The 20,005-nt window shown below is 71.4% G+C and carries 20 protein-coding genes; 5 read left to right on the top strand and 15 right to left on the bottom strand.

Annotated elements, in window-relative coordinates:
* The 10 genes from EBL84_RS13650 to EBL84_RS13605 all read right to left on the bottom strand — a co-directional run bounded on the left by EBL84_RS13650 (position 1) and on the right by EBL84_RS13605 (position 9,029).
* On the bottom strand, positions 1-891 hold the full coding sequence (locus EBL84_RS13650) for an EamA family transporter (RefSeq protein WP_123141322.1): 891 nt from the start codon (positions 889-891) through the stop codon (positions 1-3).
* 9 nt (positions 892-900) lie between these two features.
* Positions 901-2,220 (bottom strand): hypothetical protein, encoded by a 1,320-nt coding sequence (locus tag EBL84_RS13645; protein WP_123141321.1) that lies wholly within the window; start codon positions 2,218-2,220, stop codon positions 901-903.
* Positions 2,217-2,831 carry an ABC-type transport auxiliary lipoprotein family protein gene (locus tag EBL84_RS13640; protein WP_123141320.1) on the bottom strand — a complete coding sequence of 205 codons (615 nt, stop codon included), beginning with the start codon at positions 2,829-2,831 and terminating at the stop codon, positions 2,217-2,219. Before EBL84_RS13640 ends, EBL84_RS13645 begins: the two co-directional genes overlap by 4 nt.
* Positions 2,819-3,889, bottom strand: a complete 1,071-nt coding sequence (locus EBL84_RS13635; RefSeq protein WP_123141319.1) for an MlaD family protein — start codon at positions 3,887-3,889, stop codon at positions 2,819-2,821. Before EBL84_RS13635 ends, EBL84_RS13640 begins: the two co-directional genes overlap by 13 nt.
* A complete protein-coding gene (locus EBL84_RS13630) occupies positions 3,886-4,650 on the bottom strand; it encodes a cell division ATP-binding protein FtsE (protein WP_123141318.1) in 765 nt (254 codons plus the stop codon). Before EBL84_RS13630 ends, EBL84_RS13635 begins: the two co-directional genes overlap by 4 nt.
* A gap of 7 nt (positions 4,651-4,657) precedes the next feature.
* On the bottom strand, positions 4,658-5,440 hold the full coding sequence (locus EBL84_RS13625) for an ABC transporter permease (protein ID WP_123141317.1): 783 nt from the start codon (positions 5,438-5,440) through the stop codon (positions 4,658-4,660).
* A gap of 7 nt (positions 5,441-5,447) precedes the next feature.
* Positions 5,448-7,148 (bottom strand): RyR domain-containing protein, encoded by a 1,701-nt coding sequence (locus tag EBL84_RS13620; protein WP_123141316.1) that lies wholly within the window; start codon positions 7,146-7,148, stop codon positions 5,448-5,450.
* On the bottom strand, positions 7,145-7,816 hold the full coding sequence (locus tag EBL84_RS13615) for a hypothetical protein (RefSeq protein ID WP_123141315.1): 672 nt from the start codon (positions 7,814-7,816) through the stop codon (positions 7,145-7,147). Before EBL84_RS13615 ends, EBL84_RS13620 begins: the two co-directional genes overlap by 4 nt.
* A 16-nt stretch (positions 7,817-7,832) precedes the next feature.
* Positions 7,833-8,294: an OsmC family protein gene (locus EBL84_RS13610; RefSeq protein ID WP_123141314.1), complete on the bottom strand. Its 462-nt coding sequence runs from the start codon at positions 8,292-8,294 to the stop codon at positions 7,833-7,835.
* Between the two features lie 147 nt (positions 8,295-8,441).
* Positions 8,442-9,029, bottom strand: a complete 588-nt coding sequence (locus tag EBL84_RS13605) for a DJ-1/PfpI family protein (RefSeq protein ID WP_123141313.1) — start codon at positions 9,027-9,029, stop codon at positions 8,442-8,444.
* Positions 9,030-9,165: 136 nt separating this feature from the next.
* On the opposite strand from EBL84_RS13605, the gene EBL84_RS13600 reads away from it, so the two are divergent.
* Both EBL84_RS13600 and EBL84_RS13595 read left to right on the top strand, forming a co-directional pair.
* A complete protein-coding gene (locus EBL84_RS13600; RefSeq protein ID WP_123141312.1) occupies positions 9,166-10,026 on the top strand; it encodes a DMT family transporter in 861 nt (286 codons plus the stop codon).
* 135 nt (positions 10,027-10,161) lie between these two features.
* A complete protein-coding gene (locus EBL84_RS13595) occupies positions 10,162-11,187 on the top strand; it encodes a quinone-dependent dihydroorotate dehydrogenase (protein ID WP_062273038.1) in 1,026 nt (341 codons plus the stop codon).
* A 15-nt stretch (positions 11,188-11,202) separates the two neighbouring features.
* Here the strand turns inward: EBL84_RS13595 and EBL84_RS13590 are convergent, their stop codons facing one another.
* From EBL84_RS13590 to EBL84_RS13570, 5 genes are all read right to left on the bottom strand, one after another.
* Positions 11,203-14,136 carry a chemotaxis protein CheB gene (locus EBL84_RS13590; RefSeq protein WP_123141311.1) on the bottom strand — a complete coding sequence of 978 codons (2,934 nt, stop codon included), beginning with the start codon at positions 14,134-14,136 and terminating at the stop codon, positions 11,203-11,205.
* 170 nt (positions 14,137-14,306) lie between these two features.
* Positions 14,307-15,461, bottom strand: coding sequence for an acyltransferase (locus EBL84_RS13585; protein ID WP_123141310.1), 1,155 nt, complete (start codon positions 15,459-15,461; stop codon positions 14,307-14,309).
* Positions 15,462-15,569: 108 nt separating this feature from the next.
* On the bottom strand, positions 15,570-16,112 hold the full coding sequence (locus EBL84_RS13580) for an EF-hand domain-containing protein (protein ID WP_123141309.1): 543 nt from the start codon (positions 16,110-16,112) through the stop codon (positions 15,570-15,572).
* 122 nt (positions 16,113-16,234) lie between these two features.
* Positions 16,235-16,732, bottom strand: coding sequence for a hypothetical protein (locus EBL84_RS13575; protein WP_123141308.1), 498 nt, complete (start codon positions 16,730-16,732; stop codon positions 16,235-16,237).
* A gap of 26 nt (positions 16,733-16,758) precedes the next feature.
* Entirely contained in the window at positions 16,759-17,349 is a 591-nt protein-coding gene (locus tag EBL84_RS13570) for a cytochrome b/b6 domain-containing protein (RefSeq protein ID WP_123141307.1), read from the bottom strand.
* A gap of 151 nt (positions 17,350-17,500) precedes the next feature.
* Between EBL84_RS13570 and EBL84_RS13565 the strand changes: the two genes are divergently transcribed.
* The 3 genes from EBL84_RS13565 to EBL84_RS13555 are packed head-to-tail and all read left to right on the top strand — an operon-like array spanning position 17,501 to position 19,870.
* On the top strand, positions 17,501-17,803 hold the full coding sequence (locus EBL84_RS13565; RefSeq protein WP_223806159.1) for a PepSY domain-containing protein: 303 nt from the start codon (positions 17,501-17,503) through the stop codon (positions 17,801-17,803).
* Positions 17,803-18,468, top strand: coding sequence for a response regulator transcription factor (locus EBL84_RS13560; protein WP_123141305.1), 666 nt, complete (start codon positions 17,803-17,805; stop codon positions 18,466-18,468). Before EBL84_RS13565 ends, EBL84_RS13560 begins: the two co-directional genes overlap by 1 nt.
* A gap of 4 nt (positions 18,469-18,472) precedes the next feature.
* Positions 18,473-19,870 carry a HAMP domain-containing sensor histidine kinase gene (locus tag EBL84_RS13555; protein WP_123141304.1) on the top strand — a complete coding sequence of 466 codons (1,398 nt, stop codon included), beginning with the start codon at positions 18,473-18,475 and terminating at the stop codon, positions 19,868-19,870.
* Positions 19,871-20,005 lie beyond the last annotated feature (135 nt).

Genomic DNA, 20,005 nt, shown 5'->3' with positions numbered 1-20,005 from the left:
TCAGCCGAGGGTCAGTACCAGCACCCCGAGCAGCATGATGCTCGCCCCGAGCAGGCGGGTGCGCGGATAGGGCTCGGCGAACAGCCAGCGTCCGAGCAGCACCGAGAAGATCCCGGCGCTGCGCTTGACCGCCATCACATAGGAGGCGAGCGCCAGGCTGAGGGCGATCTGGTCGGCGATGCGCATCAGCGCGAACAGCACCCCGAGCAGCAGCAGCGGGCGGAGCTCGCGCAGCGCGGTGGCGCCGGTGAGCTCGGCGTAGAAGCGCCGGTCCTGCAGCCCGAACACCACCAGCAGCACCAGCGGATTGACCATCGCCACCATCACCGCGAACGACAGCGGATCGCTGAGCTGGATGCCGATACGACCGAACACGCTGGCGGCGGCGAAGCAGGCGGCGGCGAGCAGCGCCAGGCGTCGTCCCGGGGTGCGCAGCGGGCGGTGCCAGCGGATGCCTCGCTCGTCGATCCCCAGGGTGTAGCCGCCGAGGATCAGCAACCCCACCCCGAGCCAGCCGAGCGGTGCCGGTAGCGCGCCGGTGAGCAGCCACTCGATGGCGATCGCCAGCCCCGGGGTGAGGGTCATCAGCGGTCCGACCAGCGACACCTCGCTGCGGTGCAGCGCGGCGTTGAGCGCCCAGCCGCCGAGCCCGGAGAGCACCCCGCCGCACAGCACCGCCAGCACATAGGCCGGCTGGTGCAACGGGAAGTCGTGGTACCAGAGGATCAGCGGCAGGGTCACCGCGAGACTGGCGAGGTTGACATAGAAGGTCAGCGCGCGCGCCGAGAAGCTCGGGCTGAGGCGCTTGGTGACGGCCAGGCGCGAGGCGTGGAAGAAGGCCGAGGCCAGCGCGAACAGGATCCAGATCTGGGCGAAGGCGGAGAGGTCCATGGGCTCGGTTCAGCGCCAGCCGGTGGCCGCCCCGTGGAAGCGGGCGAGGGTCTGCGGTGCGACCGCGAGCTGGTCGCGATTGGCGCGCGCGAAGTCCTGCTGGAAGGCGAGACGCTGGCGCCACTGCGCCGGGCTCAGGGTGCCGACGCCGCGGACGATGCGCACGCAGGGCAGGGCGTCGATGCCGAGCAGTCCGGCCCCGCCGATACCGCAGAAGAGCTTGGGCTGGATGCCCAGCTCGATCTCGCGCGCGGCGAGCGGCGGCGTGGCGGTGCGGGTGCGTGCCGGTGCGCGCAGGGTGAGCGCGTAGCTCGGCTGGTCGAGGGTCATCAGCTGCTGGCGCCGCGCCGGGGTGGCGCGCGCCAGCCGCGCGGCGGTCGCCGGTGCGAGGTCGCGCAGCCGCTCGGCCAGCGCCGCCAGCTCGGCGCGGCTCGCCGCCGAGCAGTCGAGCGTCTCGAGCGCCGCGCGCCGCGCCGCCACCGGGCGCAGCCGGTGGCGGCGCCAGGGCGAGGGCGGGGTGCGCTGCCCGGTGAGGGCGTCGAGCAGCTCGCCGGCGAGCCCGTCGAGACACCGGTGGAGGCGTGCGATCAGGGCTCCGAAGGCGGGGCTCGCCAGGGTCTCCCAGCCGGGCAGGCGCAGGGTGCAGCCGAGCGGGTCGAGCCCGGCGAGCTGGCGCGCCGGGTCGACCGGCACGACCCGCGCGCCGGGGATGCCGAGCGGCAGTGCGGCGAGCCGCTCGACGATCAGCCGGGCGCCGGGCAGGGTCGCGGGGTCGAGCGCCTGGCGGCGATCGTGCGGCGCGAGGGTGGCGAGCGTGGGCTGGGGCGCGCTGAGCGGCGCCAGCTCGCTCGCGTCCCAGTGGATCAGGTGCAGGTGGAGTTGCTTGGACGCCTGCACGCTCTCGCGGTCGCGGGTGTGGGGGTCGCAGTTGAGGGCGAGATGGAGCTGTCCGCCGTCGAGCCCGAAGCGCTCGATCACCGCGGGGTCGGAGACGAAGCGCACGAAGTTCAGCGCGCAGCCCCAGAAGCGTGCGGCGCTCGCCGGGTCGAGCGCGTCCGGGGTGGCGCCGGCCCTGGGGGCGACCAGCATCAGATCGTGACGGGCATGGGGCGCGGTCTTGTCGATCAGCAGCAGTTCGCTGGTGTCGGCGTCGCCGATCCGCGCGATGGTGCGGCGGGCGAAGCGCACCCCGGGGTCGGGGTCGGTGAGCTCGCGCGTGCTCGGCGCATAGTCCGGTGGCAGCGCCGGGATGCGCACCGCCCCCCAGGCCACCGGCATGGTCGCGGCGGCGGCCGGCAGCAGTACGGCGAAGGGGTCGGGCGCGCTCATCGCCCCCCCGGTCGGTGCGCCGCGAGCGCCGTCACCGCCTGCTCGACCAGATGCGCGGTGAGTCGCTCGAAGGCCGCGGCCATCGCCGCCGGGGTGGATTCGGCGAGCGGTTCGTCGAGCGTCAGGCGGGTGCGCCACAGCGGCGTCCTCGCGCGTGCCCGCTGCAGGGTCAGGCCGAGGGTGGCGGCGACCCGGGGCGGCTCGGCCTCGGGCAGGTGCTCGAAGCGAATCAGTTCGCCGCTGAGGACGTAGTCGGCCTCGACCCGCTCGGCCGGGGCGTGTACCCGGGCGAAGGGACCGGCCGCGCGCAAGCCCTCGGCGAGGGCGTCGGCGAGCGCTCCGGGCAGCGGCTCCTCCCACAGCAGGCTGTCGTAGCGTCCGACCTCGCGCGGCTCGGCGCGGGTGCGATAGAGGATCTGGCGACCGCCGAGGAAGCCGCGCGCGGCCAGGTCGCGCACCTGCACGCTGGCGTCGAGCCGGGCGGTGGTGGTCGAGGGCGGTGGCGGTGGCGCGAGACGGTAGAAGCGGTCGCGCTCGATCGGCTCGCCGCCGGCGCAGGCGCCGAGCAGCAGGGGCGCGAGCAGCAGCAGTGTGCGGGTCAGCGGAACCATGGGGTGCGTTCCTCGGTGGGATGGCCCTGGAGCAGGCTGGCGGGGTTCTCGCGCAGCGCACGCGAGAGCGCCGAGAGGTTGCGGCTGGCATCCTCGATGTTGGTGAGGATCGGCAGCAGCGCGTTGTTCATGGTCTGCAGCAGCGCCTGGGTATCATCGAGGCTGTGGCGCAGCGCCGGGCGGTTGTCGGCGACCAGGGCGCGGACCTCGTTGGCGAGCGCACCGTAGTCGGCCACCGCGCGTTCGAGCGCGTCGCGCTGCGCGGCCACCGTGCCGCTGACCTCGGCGAGGTTGGTGGTGAGCGCCTCGACCGCCTCCAGGGTGGCGGCGATCGACTCGCCGTCGACCGCGGCGTCGAGCTTGGCGGTGAGCGCGCGCAGATGATCGAGCGCGCCGGCGAGCCGCGCCTGGTTGCCGGTGGCCGCCTCGCCGGTGCCGAGCAGCGCCTCGATGGTGGCGATCTGGCGGGCGATGCTCTGCAGCGCCGGGGTGATGGTCTCGGCGACCAGGGTGTCGAGGCTGGCGGTGAGCGCGCCGAGCTGGCCCATCAGGTCCGGCTCGGGGGCGAGCGTGGGGAGTTGCGCCCCGGCCGCGAGCCGGCTGGCCGAGGTGCCAGGGGCGATCTTGATCGCGCTGCCCTCGAGCAGCCCGGCCGAGCCGATCCGCGCCCGGCTGTCGGCGGCCAGCGGCCAGTCGTCGGCGATCCGCAGCAGCGCGCGGAAGCAGGGGCGCAGCGGCGCGCGCTCGCCGCAGGGGGCGGGCTCGGCGGCGCTGGCGAACACCGGCTCGACGCGCTCGACCCGGCCGATACGGTAGCCGTCCTGGATCACCGGGATGCCGGGGGCGAGCCCGGTGGCGTCGGGAAAGATCGCGACCAGACGGTAGCCCTCGCCGAGCCGCCCCGGCCACAGCACCACCAGCAGGGCGACGAAGGCCGCTGCCATCAGCACCACGAACAGCCCGGCGGCGCGCAGGTCGCGCCGCATCGCCCGTCCCTGGCGCTTGCCCGGGGCGTCGATCTCGGGCGGCGAGTAGAGCCGTTCGAGCCGCTCGCTCATCGCCACCCCCGCAGCGCCGCGCGCAGCTCGATCCGCGCGGCGGCGGTCTCGCGCAGCGCGGCGCTCGGTCCGGCATAGACGGCCCGACCGTGGTCGAGCACCAGCGCGTGCTCGCAGTGGGTGATGAGCGCGGCCGGGGAGTTGTCGGTGGCGATCAGGGTCAGTGCACGGTTGCGTCGCACGGTGTCGAGCATCTCCAGGATTTCGCCGAGTGCGCTGGGGTCGAGGCCGTCGGCGACCCCGTCCCAGACCAGCAGGTCGGGTTGGTGGATGAGCGCGCGGGCGAGCTCGACGCGCCGCCGCTGGCCCAGCGAGAGCGCGCGCGGCAGGTGGTGTTCGAGCCCGTCGAGCTGCAGCAGGGTGACCACCAGTCGCGCCGCGCGCGCCAGCTCGGCGCGGCGCAGCGGCGTCTCGCGCAGCGGCAGCAGCAGGTTCTCGAGCACGCTGCGATCGGCCAGCAGCGAGCCGCCCTGGAGCACCGCACCGAGGCGTCGGCGCAGCCGCCGCATCGCGCCGCCGTCGAGCCGCGCGAGGTCCTGCCCGAACAGGGCGATTGTACCCGCCGAGGGGTGGTCGAGTCCCAGCACCAGCCGACTGAGCAGGCTCTTGCCGGCGCCGTTGGGGCCGCAGATCAGCAGCCACTCGCCGGCGGGCAGGGTGAGGTCGAGGTCGGAGAGCGCGCAGCGCCCGGCGACGTGCTGGTAGAGCCCGGCGATGGCGAGCGCCGGTGGTGGGGTGGGGGCCGGTGACGGGGTGGACATGACGCGCTCAGCCGATCAGCAGCAGATAGAGCAGGTCCGCGACCAGGATCAGCCCGATCGCGCCGAGCATGGTGGCGGTGGCGGCGCGGGCGATGCCGCGCGGGTCGCGCCCGGCGGCGATGCCGTTGACGCAGGCCAGCGGCGCGACCAGCAGGGCAAACAGCGGTGGCTTGACCAGGGCGCCGATGAGGTCGGTCGGGCCGATGGCGTGGGCCAGGGTCTCGACCAGCCGCGCCGGGCCGAGCGCCACGCTCGCCCACAGCCAGGCCCAGGTGGTCAGTCCGGTGACCAGCAGGCTCCACACCGCGAAGGCCGCGCTCATCAGCAGCATCGCCAGCAGCGTCGGGGCGAGGGTGTAGCGGATCGGATCGATGCCGTTGACCAGCAGTCCGTCGAGCTCCCCGCTCACCGCCAGCCCGGCCTGACGCACCGCCAGCGCCACCCCGGCACGCCCGGCGACGAGGATGCCGATCAGCACCGGGAGCAGCTCCAGGGCGATGGCATAGGTCAGCGAGATCAGCAGCGCGTCGGGCAGGGCGAAGCCGGCGAGCAGCTGCTCGCCCTGACGCCCGAGGATCAGCCCGAGGACGACGCTCACCAGGGTCAGCGCCGGCAGGACCGAGAGTCCGGACTGACGCAGCGCGGCGGCGAAGGCCGGCAGGTCGAGCCGGGCGCGACCGCCGAGGATGCGCAGATAGAGCCACAGACAGTCGGCCAGGGCGATGGCGCCGAGGCCGAGTCGTTCGAGCACGCCGGCGGGGCCGGTGAGTGGGCGGTCGGGGTGGTGCATGGCGGGCTCAGTACTCGAAGTCCCAGACGAGCCGTCGGCCCTCGGGGGCGAGCCACAGTCGCTTGACCGGGCGTGCGGCCGTCTCCGGCGGCGCCGGGTGCCAGGCGATCTCGGCGCGCTTGGCGATCCACCCGGCCAGCCCCCCGGGGCCGAGCGGCAGGCGCCGCTCGGCCCGGGCGACCAGATCGAGCAGGGTCGTCCGCGTCGTCGGGTCGGGGCAGGCGTCGAGCTGTGCCGACAGCGGGCGCTGGTGCAGCAGCCACAGCCCGGTGGCGGGGTGCTCGATCGCCTGGGCGGTGAGTGCGCGGGTGAGCGTCGAGCCGAGGCTGGTGGCGAGCACCAGGGCGCGGTCGGGGTAGCGTGCGTGCAACCGCCCGAGTGCATCGTTGACGAGTCGGCGCGGTGGCGGGGGCGTCTCGCTGGAGGCGGGCTCGATCAGGGCGACGATCAACAGGCGCTGGATGCCGAGTCCGGCGCGCGCGAGCAGGGTCGGCACGCCGCGCACCGCGAAGCGGTCGAGATCCTTCATCGGTTCGCTGAGGGCGTCGTAGTCGACCAGTTGCGGGTGGTGCTTGCGTGCGTTGTCGCGCACCGGGGCGTGGGTCCAGCCGTCGAGGCGACGATCGGCGGCCCAGCGCCGGTGCTCGATGCGCGCGAGACGCTCGATCTCGGGTGCGGTGAAGGCGAAGCCGGCGACCCGCTCCTCGGGGACCGCGCGACAGTCGACCACGGCGAGCTTGGCGAGCATGTGGTCGGCCTGGTGGCGGTTGGCGCCGCGGAAGGACTCGGCCAGCTGCGCCCAGGGTTGGCCGCCGGGCTCGCCATCGGGGTCGCGACCCTGGGCGGCGACGCTGTCGCGATAGTGCTCGTGGATGGTGCGTGCGAGCTGGTCGGCGCGCCCGGCAAACAGGGTCGCGGGGGTGCAGGCATCGGCGATCAGCGAGAAGGGCTGGGTCTGGCCGTCCCAGTCGGCGCGTGCGCCGGCTGGCCAGGGCGCGGTGGCCACGGCGATCAGCGCTGGCGAGGCGCCGCTCGCGGCGGCGAGTCGTTGGCGCAGCCGGGCGGCGTGCGCGGCGGCCCGTGACGGGTCGCAGATCAGCGCCAGGCTCACCGGCGTGTCGGCATCGAGTGCCGGTGCCTCCGGGGTGGCGCAGCGCAACTCGGCGATCGTCTCGCCCTGGGGCTGGGTGGCGCGGAACCAGGCGGCGGCCGCCGCCGGGTCGGGGTCGAGCAGGGTGATGCGCAGGCGCCGCTCGCCATAGTGGGCGCCGAGCAGCGCCTGGCGCAGGAGCGCGGTGGCGGGCGTCGCGCGACCGACGAGCAGCAGGTGGGGGCGTTGTCCGGCGGCGACGTCGCAGCCGAGGTGCAGCGGCCAGCGCGCGAACAGGGCGCGCGCGCCGGTGGTGGCGAGGTCGAGGGTCTCGACCCGCAGCGGGCCATCGGCGGCGAGCGCCGGCAGTGTCGGCGCTCGTGGGTCGCGATGGATCAGGATCAGCCGGCGCGGTCGGCGCGCGCCGGCGAGCCGGTCGGCGAGCGCCGCGATCAGGGCGGCGGGGTCGGGCGGGTCGAGCAGGACCACCGGCTGGCTTGCCCGGGGCCGCAGTCGTGCCAGTTGCTCGGGGCTGACCAGCCGGGCGTTGAGCCGGTCAGCGAGCGTTGCGGCCAGCGGTGGGGCGCCGCAGACCAGGGGGCGGGGGCGCCAGATCATGCCGCCAGCCGTGCCGCGATCCGCGCGGCGAGGGTCGCTGTGGGTGCGGCGAGGTCGAGCGCCTCGATCGCGGCGCGGTGTTCGAGCCCGCCCCGGTGCCAGCGTGCGAGCAGCGCCGCGGTGCTGCCGCCGCTACCGGCGAGCAGCAGCAGCGGGGCGGGTTCGGCGAGGGCGAGTTCGAGGTCGAGCCGGGTGATCTCGCCGCCGCCGACGGCGAGGGTGAGCCGCGGTCGGGGCCCGGCGAGCAGCGCCGAGATCCGGCGGATCCACGGCGACTCGTCGCCCCAGCGTGCCCCCGGGATGAGGACCAGATGACTGTGGTTGGGTTCGGCGCGGGTGGTGCCGTGCGGCGCGACGGTGGCGCGCGGCGCCACCCCGAGCAGCGGGAAGCGGGCGTGGCAGACGGCCCGTGCCCGGCCCATCTGCGCCATCACCCCGCAGTCGGTGCCGCCGTCGACCACCGTGGCGTCGAGTGTCTCGAGCCGGGGCGCGAGCGCGCGCAGCAGCGCGCCGAGCGGCTCGGCGAGCGCGGGGTCGAGCCGCGCCGCGCCGCCGATCAGGGTGAGCACCGGGCGCGGTCGATCGAACCCCAGCGCCGCGAGCATCGCGTCGAGGTCCTCGGGGCCTGTGGGTTCGAGCCGCAGCGGGCCGGGGGCGGCGCGGGTCATCGCGGTCGGGGCCTGCTCACTCGGAGCGGTAGTAGACCTCGCCGGCCTCGTCCTCGACGGTGACCACCAGCGGAATGCCCTGGCGGATACTCGCCGAGACCACGCAGAACTCCTCGAACAGGTCCTTGCAGCGACCGAAACGCGGCGACTGGGTGACCGCCTCGGTGACGATCAGGCGCACCTCGAGCTGGCCGATGCGCAGGCGCTTCTGCGCGTTGCGGGTCATCACGCAGCTGGCCTCGGCGCGCAGACAGCCGGCGGGCGGGTCGTCCTTGAACAGACAGAACAGCAGGCTGGCGCCGAGGCAGTCGGCGGTGGCGGCGGTGAGCAGGCGCGAGGCGTTGGGCCCGCGGCACTCGCCCAGCGGCGGCTCGCCGTCGAGCAGCAGGTCGGGGGTCTGCGGCCAGTCGAAGGCGACCTTGACCTGATATCCCTCGCGCTGCTCGAGCGCGATGCTGAAACGGCCTTCCTCGGACATGGTGGCTCCTGTGATTCTGTTCGTGACGCCGCTCGGGCGACGCGGTCTGGTTGCAATCCGTGGGTCCGCCGTCCGGGCGTATGGCTGGCCCGAGCCGTGATCCGGGCCGCGCCGCGTGGCGGTGTGTCGTCGGGGCCGAGGGCCCGCTCAGGTCTCGATCCGGGTACCGAGCAGCTCGGCGAAGCGCCGTATCCACTCGGGGTGCGCGGGCCAGGCCGGGGCGGTGACCAGCTGACCGTCGACATAGGCGTTGGTGAGGGTGTCGTTGACCTCGCACCAGCTGCCCCCGGCGCGTTCGAGTTCGGGGCGCACGGCGGGGTAGGCGGTGCACTGCTTGCCCTCGAGGACCCCGGCGGCGGCGAGGATCTGCTGGCCGTGACAGATCGCGGCGATCGGCTTGTCGCCGGCGGCGAAGTGACGCACCAGCTCGATGACGCGCAGGTCGAGGCGCAGGTATTCGGGGGCGCGCCCGCCGGGGATGATCAGGGCGTCGTAGCGGCTGGGGTCGATCTTGTCGAAGTCGGCGGTGATGGCGAAGTTGTGGCCGGGCTTCTCGCTGTAGGTCTGGTCGCCCTCGAAGTCGTGGATCGCGGTGCGGACCTTGTCGCCGGCGGCCTTGTCCGGGCAGACGGCGTGGACGCTGTGCCCGAGCAGCTGCAGCATCTGGAAGGGGACCATCGCCTCGTAGTCTTCGACATAGTCTCCGACCAACATCAGGATCTTCTTCTCGGCCATGTGTTTCGTCCTCCTGAAACGGCGTCGCGTGGGGGTGGGCAGACTATAACACCGGGATCGCGCGGGGCGTGTGCGGCTGACCAACGATCCACGCCAATCGGGTATGATCGAACGTTTTGCGGGAGGATCCCGGTCCGTGGCAAGCGGTAACGACGGGCTGGCGCGCGCCGCCGGCTGGATGGGGTTGGCGCTCTTGTCCTTCGCCGCGCTCGCGGTCTCGGCGCGCGAGTCGCTCGCGGCGATGTCCCCGGCGCAATTCCTGTTCCTGCGCACCCTGCTCGGGCTGCCGCTGTTGGTCGGTCTGGGGGTGCTGCTCGCGCCCGGGTTCATGCGTACCCGGCGCTGGCGATTGCACCTGTTGCGCAACCTGTTCCACTATGGCGGCCAGCTCTGCTGGATCGGCGCGATCGGGCTGTTGCCGCTGGCGCTGGTGTTCGCGCTCGAGTTCACCACCCCGGTGTGGGCCGCGCTGCTGGCACTGGTCTTCCTCGGTGAGCGGCTCGGGCGTGGCCGCCTGGTGGCGCTGGTCGCCGGCTTGGTCGGTGTGCTGCTGATCACCCGACCGGGGTTGCAGCCGTTCGACGCGGGGATGGCACTGGGATTGCTGGCCGCGCTCGGTTTCGCCGTCACCATGGTCGCCACCAAGGGGCTGACCCGACACGACTCGGTCTTCACCATCCTGTTCTGGATGCTGACGATCCAGCTGCTCCTCGGCCTGCCCGTGGCGCTCTGGGTCTGGCAACCGATCGGTTGGAGCGAGCTGCCCTGGCTGCTGGTGGCGGCGGTGACCGGCATCAGCGCCCATCTCGGCGTGGCCAATGCCTTCCGTCACGCCGACGCCACCCTGGTGCTGCCGATGGACTTCCTGCGCCTGCCGCTGATCGCCCTGGTCGGCGCGCTGTGCTATGGCGAGGGGCTCGACCCCTGGGTGCTGGGCGGCGGTGTGCTGATCCTCGCCGGCAATCTGTACAGTCTGCGTCGCGAGCGGCGCGGCTGATGCGTGCGTCACCCGGAGGTGGCGCGCCCCTTCGCGTCCCGGGCGTCCGGTCGGAGAGGACCGGTCGTCCCCAGACCCCCTGAATTGACGAGGTGAATCGATGACGATGAGCGCCAATCCGCGCCGGGTGGCGGCATGGATCTGAATCTGTTGTGGCACTCACTGCGCCCGCTGGTGTTCCGCTTCGACCCGGAGCGCGCGCACCGCATGACCCTGGCGGCGCTGGCGCGCTGGTCGGAGCGTTTCGATGGTCGGCTGGTCGCCGGCGATCCGGCCCATGCCCATCCGCGCGAGGTGATGGGGCTGCGTTTCCCCAACCCCTTCGGTCTGGCCGCCGGGCTGGACAAGGACGCCGAGGCGATCCCCGCCTGGCAGGCGCTCGGTTTCGGTTTCATCGAGGTCGGTACGGTGACCGCGCAGGCCCAGCCCGGCAACCCGCGTCCGCGGCTGTTCCGCCTGCCCGAGGACGAGGCGATCATCAACCGCATGGGCTTCAACAACGCCGGCGCCGACCGGGTGGCGCGACGGCTGCGGCGGTTGCGCGAGCGCGACCTGCTGCAGGTGCCGCTCGGGGTCAATATCGGCAAGTCCAAGGTGACCCCGGCCGAGCGTGCCGCCGAGGACTATCGCTACAGCTTCGAGCGCCTCGGCGAGCTGGCCGATTATGTGGTGGTCAACATCTCCAGCCCGAACACCCCGGGGCTGCGCGATCTGCAGCGTGTCGACGAGGTCAAGCGCATCGTCGAGACCATCCAGGAGCCCAACCAGCGTCTCGCGCGGCCCCGACCGCTGCTGGTCAAGCTCGCGCCCGATCTCGCCGACGGCGATGCCATCGACTGCGCGCGCGCCGCGCTCGAGGCCGGTTGCGCCGGACTGATCCTGACCAACACCACCATCGCCCGCGAGGGGTTGCGCAGCCGCACCGAGGGCATGGCCGGCGGGCTCTCGGGGCGCCCGCTGCAGGCGCGCAGCACCGCGCTGCTGGCGACGGTGCGCGAGGCGCTGGGGCCGGAGCCGACGCTGATCGGGGTCGGCGGGGTGCGTGATGTGCCCAGCGCGCGCGCCAAGTTCGCCGCCGGCGCGGATCTGGCGCAGGTCTACACCGGGCTGATCTATCGCGGCCCGGGCCTGGTGCGCGAACTGCTCGAGGCGCTCGACTGAGCCACGCTCGTCGGGTCAGTCGTCATCCTCGCCCTGGCGCCATTCACTGGCGTCGAGTCGGGCGAGGACGGCGCCGCCGTGATGGTGCTGGATCGGCGAGACATGGATGGCGAGCAGGCGTGCCCCCTCGTCCGTTGAGGTGAAGTCGACCACGACCCCGGCGGAGTCACCCTCGAGTACCGCGCGGATCCCCGCACGCAGGTCACGCCCGCGCGGGTGTTCGTCGTCCGGCCCGAGCAGTCGCAACGCGCGCTCGTAACCGGCGCCGGGACCGGTGTCGCTGAGCGACGGGTCACCCGCGCCTCGCGCCGCCTCGCGCCAGCTGTGGTTGATCTGGGTGATGATGCCCTGGGGGTCGAGGACCGCGATCTGCTCGGGGAGTGAGTCGAGCACCGCCTGCAATCGCTCGATGTCGTGCAGGCTGGTGATGTCGACAAAGGTCGAGACCGCCCCGCGCGCCTCGCCTGCGCGCACCGCGTAGGGCAGCACCCGGGCCAGATAGATGCGGCCGTTGGCCGCGGCGATCTCGCGCTGCAGCATCTCGCCGCTGGCGATGGTGCGGCGCAGCTCATCGATGAAGTCCGGATACTGCAACAGGTTGGTGAAGTCGTCGATCGGGCGGCCGAGGTCGCCGTTGCGGATCTTGAACAGGGTGGTCGCCTCGGGGGTGAAGCGGGTCAGGCGCAGCTCGGCGTCGACGAACACCGTGGCGATGGCCGCGGCCTTGGCCATGCCGTCGAGATCGGCGTTGAGCCGGTTGAGGATCTCGATCTTCTCCTGGTTCTCGGCATTGACCGTGTAGAGTTCCTCGTTGACCGACTGCAGCTCCTCGTTGGAGCTTTGCAGCTCCTCGTTGGAGGCCATCAGCTCCTCGTTGGTCGCCTGTAACTCCTCGTTGGCCGTCTCCAGCTCCTCGATGGTCGCCTGCAGGCTCTCGCGGGTGGCCGCCAGCTCGCGCTCCAGGTTCTCGACCCGCTGTGCGGTCTCGTCGTCGAGATCGAGCGTCTCCATCCCCGGGCGCGACACGATCTCCTGCGGCTCGGACTCGAACGAGAGCAGCAGATGACGCTCGGACTGGGGCGCGTCATAGGGTCTGACCACCATGCGCAACCGCTCGCGCTCGCCCGAGGGCAGCTCGATGCCGAGCTGGTCCGAACGCATCGCCGTGCCGCTGCGCGCGCACTTGTAGAGTAGCGCCTGGGCCACCGAGACCAGCGGCCGGGGCAGCAGCTTGGCGATGTCGAGCGTGGCGCTGCCCTCGCCGATGCGCAGATAGCGCGCCGCCTCGCCGAAGACGTGCAGCAGCTCGCCGTGGGCGTTGAGCAGCAGGGTGGTGGGGGCGTAGTCGCGCAGCAGGATCGACTGACCGGCGTCGATGGCTGCGGCGTCGGTCGATTGATAGCGGCTGCGCGGGCTGTACTGGCGTGGTCCGGCGGCGCTGGTCGGCGGGCGCGATGGGGTGGCGGTGTCGAGCGGCAGCGAGACGTGGCGCAGCACGCGATAGATCTTGTGGCGCGAGTTGACCGCGGTGAAGTCGGTGTGCAGATCGGCCAGGGTCTCGCTCGGTCCGAGCAGCAGATAGCCGCCGGGGGAGAGGGCGTACTGGATGCGCCGCAGCGCCCGCTCCTGGGCCTGGGTGCGGAAGTAGATCAGCAGGTTGCGACAGGAGACCAGGTCCATGCGGGTGAAGGGCGGGTCCTCGAGCAGGTTGTGACGCGCGAAGACGATGTTCTGGCGGATCTCGTTCTTGACCACGAAGTGGTTGCCGCGCTTGTAGAAGAAGCGCTCGAGTCGTTCGGGCGAGATCTCGGCGGCGATCGCCTCGGAGAACACCCCGGCGCCGCCGACCTCGACGTTCTGTTGCTCGACGTCGGTGGCGAAGAGCTTGAAGCTCGGCCAGCGGCGCTCGCGATCGAAGGCCTCGGCGAACAGGATCGCCAGGGTATAGGCCTCCTCGCCGGTGGAGACGCCGGGCACCCAGACCCGGATCGGCTGGTTCTCGCCGCGTTCGCTGACGATCGAGCGGATCACCGTCTGGTCGAGGATCTCGAAGGTATCGGGGTCGCGGAAGAAACTGGTCACCGGGATCAGCAGCTCGCGGCGCAGTACCGCCAGCTCGCCGCGATCGCTGTCGAGCAGGCGCACATAGTTGTGCAGATCGGGGGTGTGACGCACCTGCATGCGCCGCTCGATGCGGCGCATCACCGTGGCCGGCTTGTAGTCGCGGAAGTTGATCCCGCCCTGGTGCTTGAGGAGATGCATCGCCTCGTCGAGGGCGTCGTCCTTGTCGAAGGTCGGGCCCTGGGGCGAGGTCTCGGTCTTGATCTGCGGGGCCTGGTTGATGAACTCGATCAGCCTGGGGCCGAGGTCGTCCGGCGACAGCGTGGCATCGACCAGACCGGTGGCGATGACGCTGCGCGGCATGCCGTCGAACTTGGCCGACTCCGGATCCTGGGCGAGCAGCAGGCCGCCGGCGTCGTTGATCGCCACCGCGCCACGGGTGCCGTCGGATCCGGTGCCCGAGAGCACCACGCCGATGGCGTGTTTGCCGAACTCCTTGGCCAGCGAGGTGAAGAAGAGGTCGATCGGCAGCGCCAGGCCACGCGGGTTCTTGGGGCTGAGGCGCAGCGCATCGCCGAGCACCGTCATCATGTTCGCCGGCGGGATCAGGTGGACGCGATTGGGCTCGAGCCGCATGCCGTCGGTGACGGTCACCACCGGCATCTCGGTATGACGGGCGAGCAGGTTGCCCATCATGCTCTTGTGGTCGGGCGAGAGATGCTGGATCACCACATAGGCCGCGCCCGAGTCCGAGGGCAGGCATTGGAAGAAGCGCTCCAGCGCGTCGAGTCCGCCGGCCGAGGCGCCGATGGCCACCACGTAGCCGTCGTGCCTGTCATTGCCTCGTGGACCGGGGGTGTCTTGGGTCGTCTCTGACACGCTGGACATCGTCAGCTCTCTCCTCGAGTTTGGGTGCGTCCGGCTGCGGTGGGCACCCGCCGATGATCCTGTGTCAGATCCCAGCATGACGCTGCCCGCTTCGGCAGCAAGCATGCATCAGCCGGGAGGTCGATGCTAGGTTCTCGCGGTCAGGCCGGCGATCGGCCGCCGGGGCAAGCCTAGCCAACCGCTACCGGACGCGGACGCCCGCCGATCAGCCTCTCGCCCCAGGCGATGCCTGGTCGTTCGATATGGCGATAACTCAGCCAAGAGAGCGCGAATAGCGGCACGGCGGTGATCAGCAGCGCACTGCCATAGGCCAGGCTGACATCGTCGATTTTCTGATACAGCCAGTGATAGACCGGGGCGAGCAGGAGAATCAGGGTCGGGTGCAGCAGATAGATCGAGTAGCTGATCTTGCCGGTGGCGACGCTAGCCCGGTTGACCAGTAGCCGGGTCGGCCAGGCGGCGAGACCGAGGACCAGCAACGCGTAACTCAGTGCTAGCCAGGTTGATAGCAATTCGCGTCCGGCCGGCAGCTTGCCGGTGAGCAGGCCGGTGTAGAGTGCGACGAAAAGTAGAAGCAGCAGCGCGCCGAGCGCGCGTTTGGTGGCCGTGCCAAGGCGTGGCAGGTGGTCGCGGAAGATACGGTAGCTGACCAGACCGAGGACGAAGGCGGGGAGGTGTCGCAGCAGACCGATGCTCTTCACGCTCTCGACCTGCTCGGGGCGCAGCAGGCCGCTACTCACCCCCAGGGTCGGGACCAATGCGTCCCAAAGCGCCGCGATCGCCGCCGCGACCGCGAGCAATCCGAGCGCCGCGGGCAGGGTGCGGATGCGGTGGTGGACGAGGGGGAAGACTAGATAGACCAGGACCTCGACGCCGATGGTCCAGCTTGCCCAGACGTAGCCGGCCATGTAGGTCGGCGAGAGGTTGAAGAGCAGCGAGACATTGATCAGCACCTCCTCGAACGAGTGTGCGACGTCGAACATCATCAGGTCGCGCCCGTAGTAGAGCAGCAGCATGCAGTAGAACAGCGGTGCAATGCGGAAGAAGCGGCGCAGATAGAAGCGGCGCACGCGGTGCGGCTCGTCGTGGCGGGCGTCGAGCGAATAGGCCAGGGCGAAGGCGCTGAGTACGAAGAACAGAGTGACGCCGGTGCCGCCGCTGGCGGCGTAGAGCGCCATCCAGCCGGGGAATTCGAGATGAGGGCTGGGGATCAGCGCGAGGTGGTAGACGAGGACGTAGCAGGCGGCGAAGCCGCGCAGCGCGTCGAGGAAATCGAGCCTGATGAAGGCGGGCGCGCTGCCTGCCGGGGGCGAGAGATGGGCCATCGAGCGGGCTTCCTGAACGGCGAACGCCCGCTGACGCGGGCGGACACGGGGCGCCGTCCATGGCGTGATCGCCACTGCTCGGCGACGCCCCGGGTGGATGAGGCGGACTCAGTCGGGTGACGGGCCCCAGTTCTGGCGCTGGTGCTGCGCCTGCGCGGCAGCGAACTCGTCGGCGTCGACGCGACCATCGCCGTTGCTGTCGACCTCCTCGAAGCTCGGTGCCGAGGCGAGGTTGCGCATCATGTAGCCCTGCTGCGAGCGCTCGGCGATACGCTGGCCGCGGCCCTCGTAGAACTCCTGCTCGTCGAGCCAACCGTTGCCGTCGCGGTCGAAGTCGGCCAGGTCCGGCATGTCGCGACCCATGCCGCCGCGCTGCCGCATCCGTGCCTGCTGACCGGCGGTGAGTTCGGCGGGGGTGAGCTGGCCGTCGCCGTCCTGGTCGAAGTCGGCGAACGCCGGCATGCCTGGGCCTCCACCGGGGCGACGCGTCTGGTGGAAGGCGTCGAACTCCTGTTGGCTGATCAGGCCGTTGCCGTCGCCATCGAGTGCGGCGAACGGCATGGGGCCGCCCATCGGTTGGGCGAGCGCCGCAAGGCTGACCCCGGCGCCGAGGCCGAGGGCAAGGGTGAACATCCGGATCTGTGATGGCATCTCTGGGGTCTCCGGTGAGTGTGCTGGCGTCGTTCCGGTACATGGCGCGTGGCCAGCGATTCCGCGCCCGGTCTCGCACCGTCCTGTGCGGTGCGTGTCATCGCCCAGGTCCCGACCGGCGATCAGTCCCGCCAGTGGCCGAGCCCGGGGATGCGGACCTCGTCGTCCTCATAGATACCCGATTCGGCGCGTGGATGACAGCCTAGACAGTCACCGAGCGCGGGGATCGCCTGGCCGGCGCTGTCCTGCAACCGTGCGAGTTCGGCGTGCTCGTGGCGGAACGCCGTGGTCTCGGTGATGCGAGGCAGCCCGTTCGTCGGTGGCGGGTCGAGCCGCGCGGAGACGGTCGCATTGGCCTGCAGATAGTCGCTGATGGCGAGGCGCCGCGTCTCGTCGAGTTCGAGGGTCTCGCCATAGTGCGCAGCCAGTGACTGCGGGATCATGATCTGGCGCCAGTCGCGCGCGCTCAGCAGTGCCGGCTGATAGACCAGGTGGCAGTCGCCGCAGACGGCGCGGGTCGTCGGGTCGGTGACCGCGCCGAGACGGTCGTCATCGGCCGGTGCGGCACTGGTGAGTGTCAGCGCGAGCAGGGCGAACAGTGGGGTGATGCGCTGGGGCATTGGTATGGCTCCTTGGGTCCGGTTCGTTACTCGCGCTCGACGCGCTTGCGGCCGCTGATCATCGAGCCGATCAGGTTCTCCTGGTGGGCGAAGCTCGAGAACAGCACCCCGGCGACGTGGAGCAGGACCAGCAGCAGGGTGAGGTTGGCGAAGAACTCGTGCGCCCCCTCGATCAGCTCGGCGGTGTCGTGCGAGAGCCCGGCGGTGAGCCCGGCCAGGGGACCGGCGAACTCCTCGGCGCCGTAGAGCGCGAGTCCACTGAGTCCGGTGGCGCTCACCGTCAGCAGCAGTGCGACGACCATGGCGCCGCCGGCCGGGTTGTGGCCGAGATGGCGTGGTGCGCGCAGCCGGGCGGCGTCGCGCAGATAGTCGAGGGTGGCGCGGGGGCCGCGCACGAAGTCGCCGAAGCGGGCGTGCGTCGAGCCGACGAAGCCCCAGGTCACGCGGATCGCGATCAGCGCCAGGATCAGATAGCCGATCCACACATGGAGCGCGAGCGGATGGTCCTCGATGATGTAGGCGGCGGCGAAGCCCGCGGCCAGCGACCAGTGGAAGAGACGGACCAGCGGGTCCCAGACCCGGGTCTCGCTCGCGGTTTCGGGTGTCGGTGTCGTCATCGGTGTGCTCCGGTTCGGGTGAGTGGGCCTCGGCCCTGGTGATGTTGGCGACCAGCCTATCCACCCGCTGCTGAACCCCGGCTGTCGAGGGTTGTCAGCAAACCGTCAGCCGGGTTCGTGGCATCATGCCTCCATGGCCAAAGTCCCTCACATGCGCCCGATCGTCCTGCTGCTGCTCGTCAGCGTCTCGGCCGTCGCCCCGGCCGACGGACTCGACGATGTCGCCGATCACGATCGTGCCCGGCGCGCGCTCGAGCGTGGCGAGGTGCGCCCGATCGGCGAGATCCTGCGTGCGGTCTCGGCGCGGGTGCCGGGCGAGGTGGTGGGGGTGGAGTTCGAGCGTGAGCACGGCGGTTGGCGCTATGAGCTCAAGCTCATCGCCCCCGATGGCCGGCGGCTCGAGGTCGAGGTCGACGCCGCCACCGCCCGCATTCTCGAGGTAGAGGAGGACTGATGCGCATCCTGCTGGTGGAGGACGACGCCCGGCTCGCCGCCTCGGTGGGTCAGGCACTGGAGGCCGCCGGCTTCGTCCACGACTGGGTGGAGGACGGCGAGCGCGCCTGGTTCCTGGGCGATACCGAGCACTATGCCGCGGTCATCCTCGACCTCGGTCTGCCGCGGCTCGACGGCCTCTCGGTGTTGCGACGCTGGCGTGGTGCCGGACAGCGCTTCCCGGTGCTGATCCTGACCGCGCGGGGTGAGTGGAGCGAACGTGTCGAGGGGATCGACGCCGGTGCCGACGACTATCTGCCCAAGCCCTTCCGCATGGAGGAGCTGTTGGCCCGGGTGCGCGCGCTGGTGCGACGCGCCGCCGGTCAGCCCTCGCCGGTGATCGAGTGTGGCGGGGTCAGGCTCGACACCTGCCGGATGACGGTGACCCGCGACGGGGTGCCGGTGCACCTCTCGCCCCAGGAGTACCGGCTGGCCTGCTATCTGATGCAGCATGCCGGGCGGGTGGTCTCCCAGGGCGAGTTGACCGAGCAGCTCTATGCCCAGGACTTCGAGCGCGACTCGAACGCGATCGAGGTGCTGGTCGGACGGGTCCGACGCAAACTCGGCAGCGAGTGGATCCAGACCAGGCGCGGTTTCGGCTATCTGGTCGAGCCCGACGCGGACTGACTCGGTGATCGGGCGGCGGTCGCTGCGGGCGCGGCTCTGGCTCGGTGCCGCGATCTCGATCGCCATCGCCCTGGTGGTGGCCGCCGCCGGGCTGTCACGACTCTTCGAGGCCCATGTCGAGCGTCGGCTCGATGCCGAGCTGGACGTTCAGCTCGATCAGCTGGTGGCGACCCTCGCCCTCGGTGTCGATGGGCAGCCGTTGCTGACGCCTCCGCCGACCGATCCCCGTTTCGATGTCCCGCTGAGCGGTCGCTACTGGCAGATCGATGGCATCTCCTCCCCCGGCATGCTGCGTTCGCGCTCGCTGTGGGACGGCGTGATTGCGCTCCCGCCCGATCCGCTGCGCCCGGGGCAGGTCCATGCCCATCGTCTGCCCGGACCCGATGGTCAACGGCTGCTGGTGCGTGAGCGCCTGGTCTTGCTGCGTGCCGGCGACGGGACGCAACAGCGGGTCCGGGTCGCGGTGGCGATGGCGCGTGCCGAGCTGGTCGCTGCACGCAACGCCTTCGCCGCCGACATGTTGCCCTATCTGCTGCTGATGGCGGTGGTGTTGGCGGTGGCCACCCTGGTGCAGGTCCATACCGGTCTCGCCCCGCTCGAGCGCGTCCGGCTCGGTGTCGAGGCGATCCGCTCGGGTCACGCCCGGCGCCTCGCCGAGCACCACCCCGAGGAACTCCGGCCGCTGATCGACGAGCTCAACGCGCTGCTCGACGCCCGCGCCCAGGCGCTCGAACGTGCGCGGGCCTGGACCGCCGACCTCGCCCACGGTCTCAAGACCCCGCTGAGCGCCCTTGCCGGAGACGCCGAGCGGCTGCGTGCGCGTGGCGAACCGGCGCTGGCCGCCGACCTCGAACAACTCGCCGAGACGATGCGACGCCGTGTCGATCGTGAGCTGATCCGTGCGCGGGTGCGATCCGGGGCGCGCCCGGCACCGGCCAGGGCCGAGGTGGGGGCCGCGGTCGATGCGTTGCTGCGCACCCTGGAACGCACCCCGGCAGGGCGGGGTATCGACTGGCAGGTCTGGATCCCCCCTGAGGTCGAGGTCGCGCTGACGCCGGACGATCTGCTCGAGCTGCTCGGCAACCTGCTCGAGAATGCGGCCAAGTGGGCGCGCTCCTCGGTGCGGATCGAGGTCGAGGCTGGCGAGCGGGTGTCGATCCTGATCATCGACGATGGCCCGGGGGTCGCCGCCGACCAGTGCTCGCGACTCGGCGAGCGTGGTCTGCGCCTCGACGAACGCAAGGAAGGGACTGGCCTGGGGCTCGCGATCGTACGCGATATCGTCGATGCCTATGGTGGTGGGATCGGGTTCGAGCCCGCCGAGCGCAGCGGGCTGATGGTGCGCCTGTCATTGCCGCAGCCGCCATCCTTAACTGAACGCCTGAGCGCGAATGACGCCTGACTCATCCTCGCGCATATAAATGAACGCGCGCGCGAGAGGAGGGCGAAGTGACGAGAGGATGAAAAAAGTGTTGACGTTTTTCGAGAAGCGTCTAAAATGCGCAGCTCGCTCAGGGCAGAGCGGCCCGGATCACCA

This window comes from Marichromatium sp. AB31 (genome assembly GCF_003718685.1).
GTDB classification, from domain to species: Bacteria; Pseudomonadota; Gammaproteobacteria; order Chromatiales; family Chromatiaceae; genus Marichromatium; species Marichromatium gracile.
This window is presented reverse-complemented; position numbering and strand designations above follow the sequence as displayed.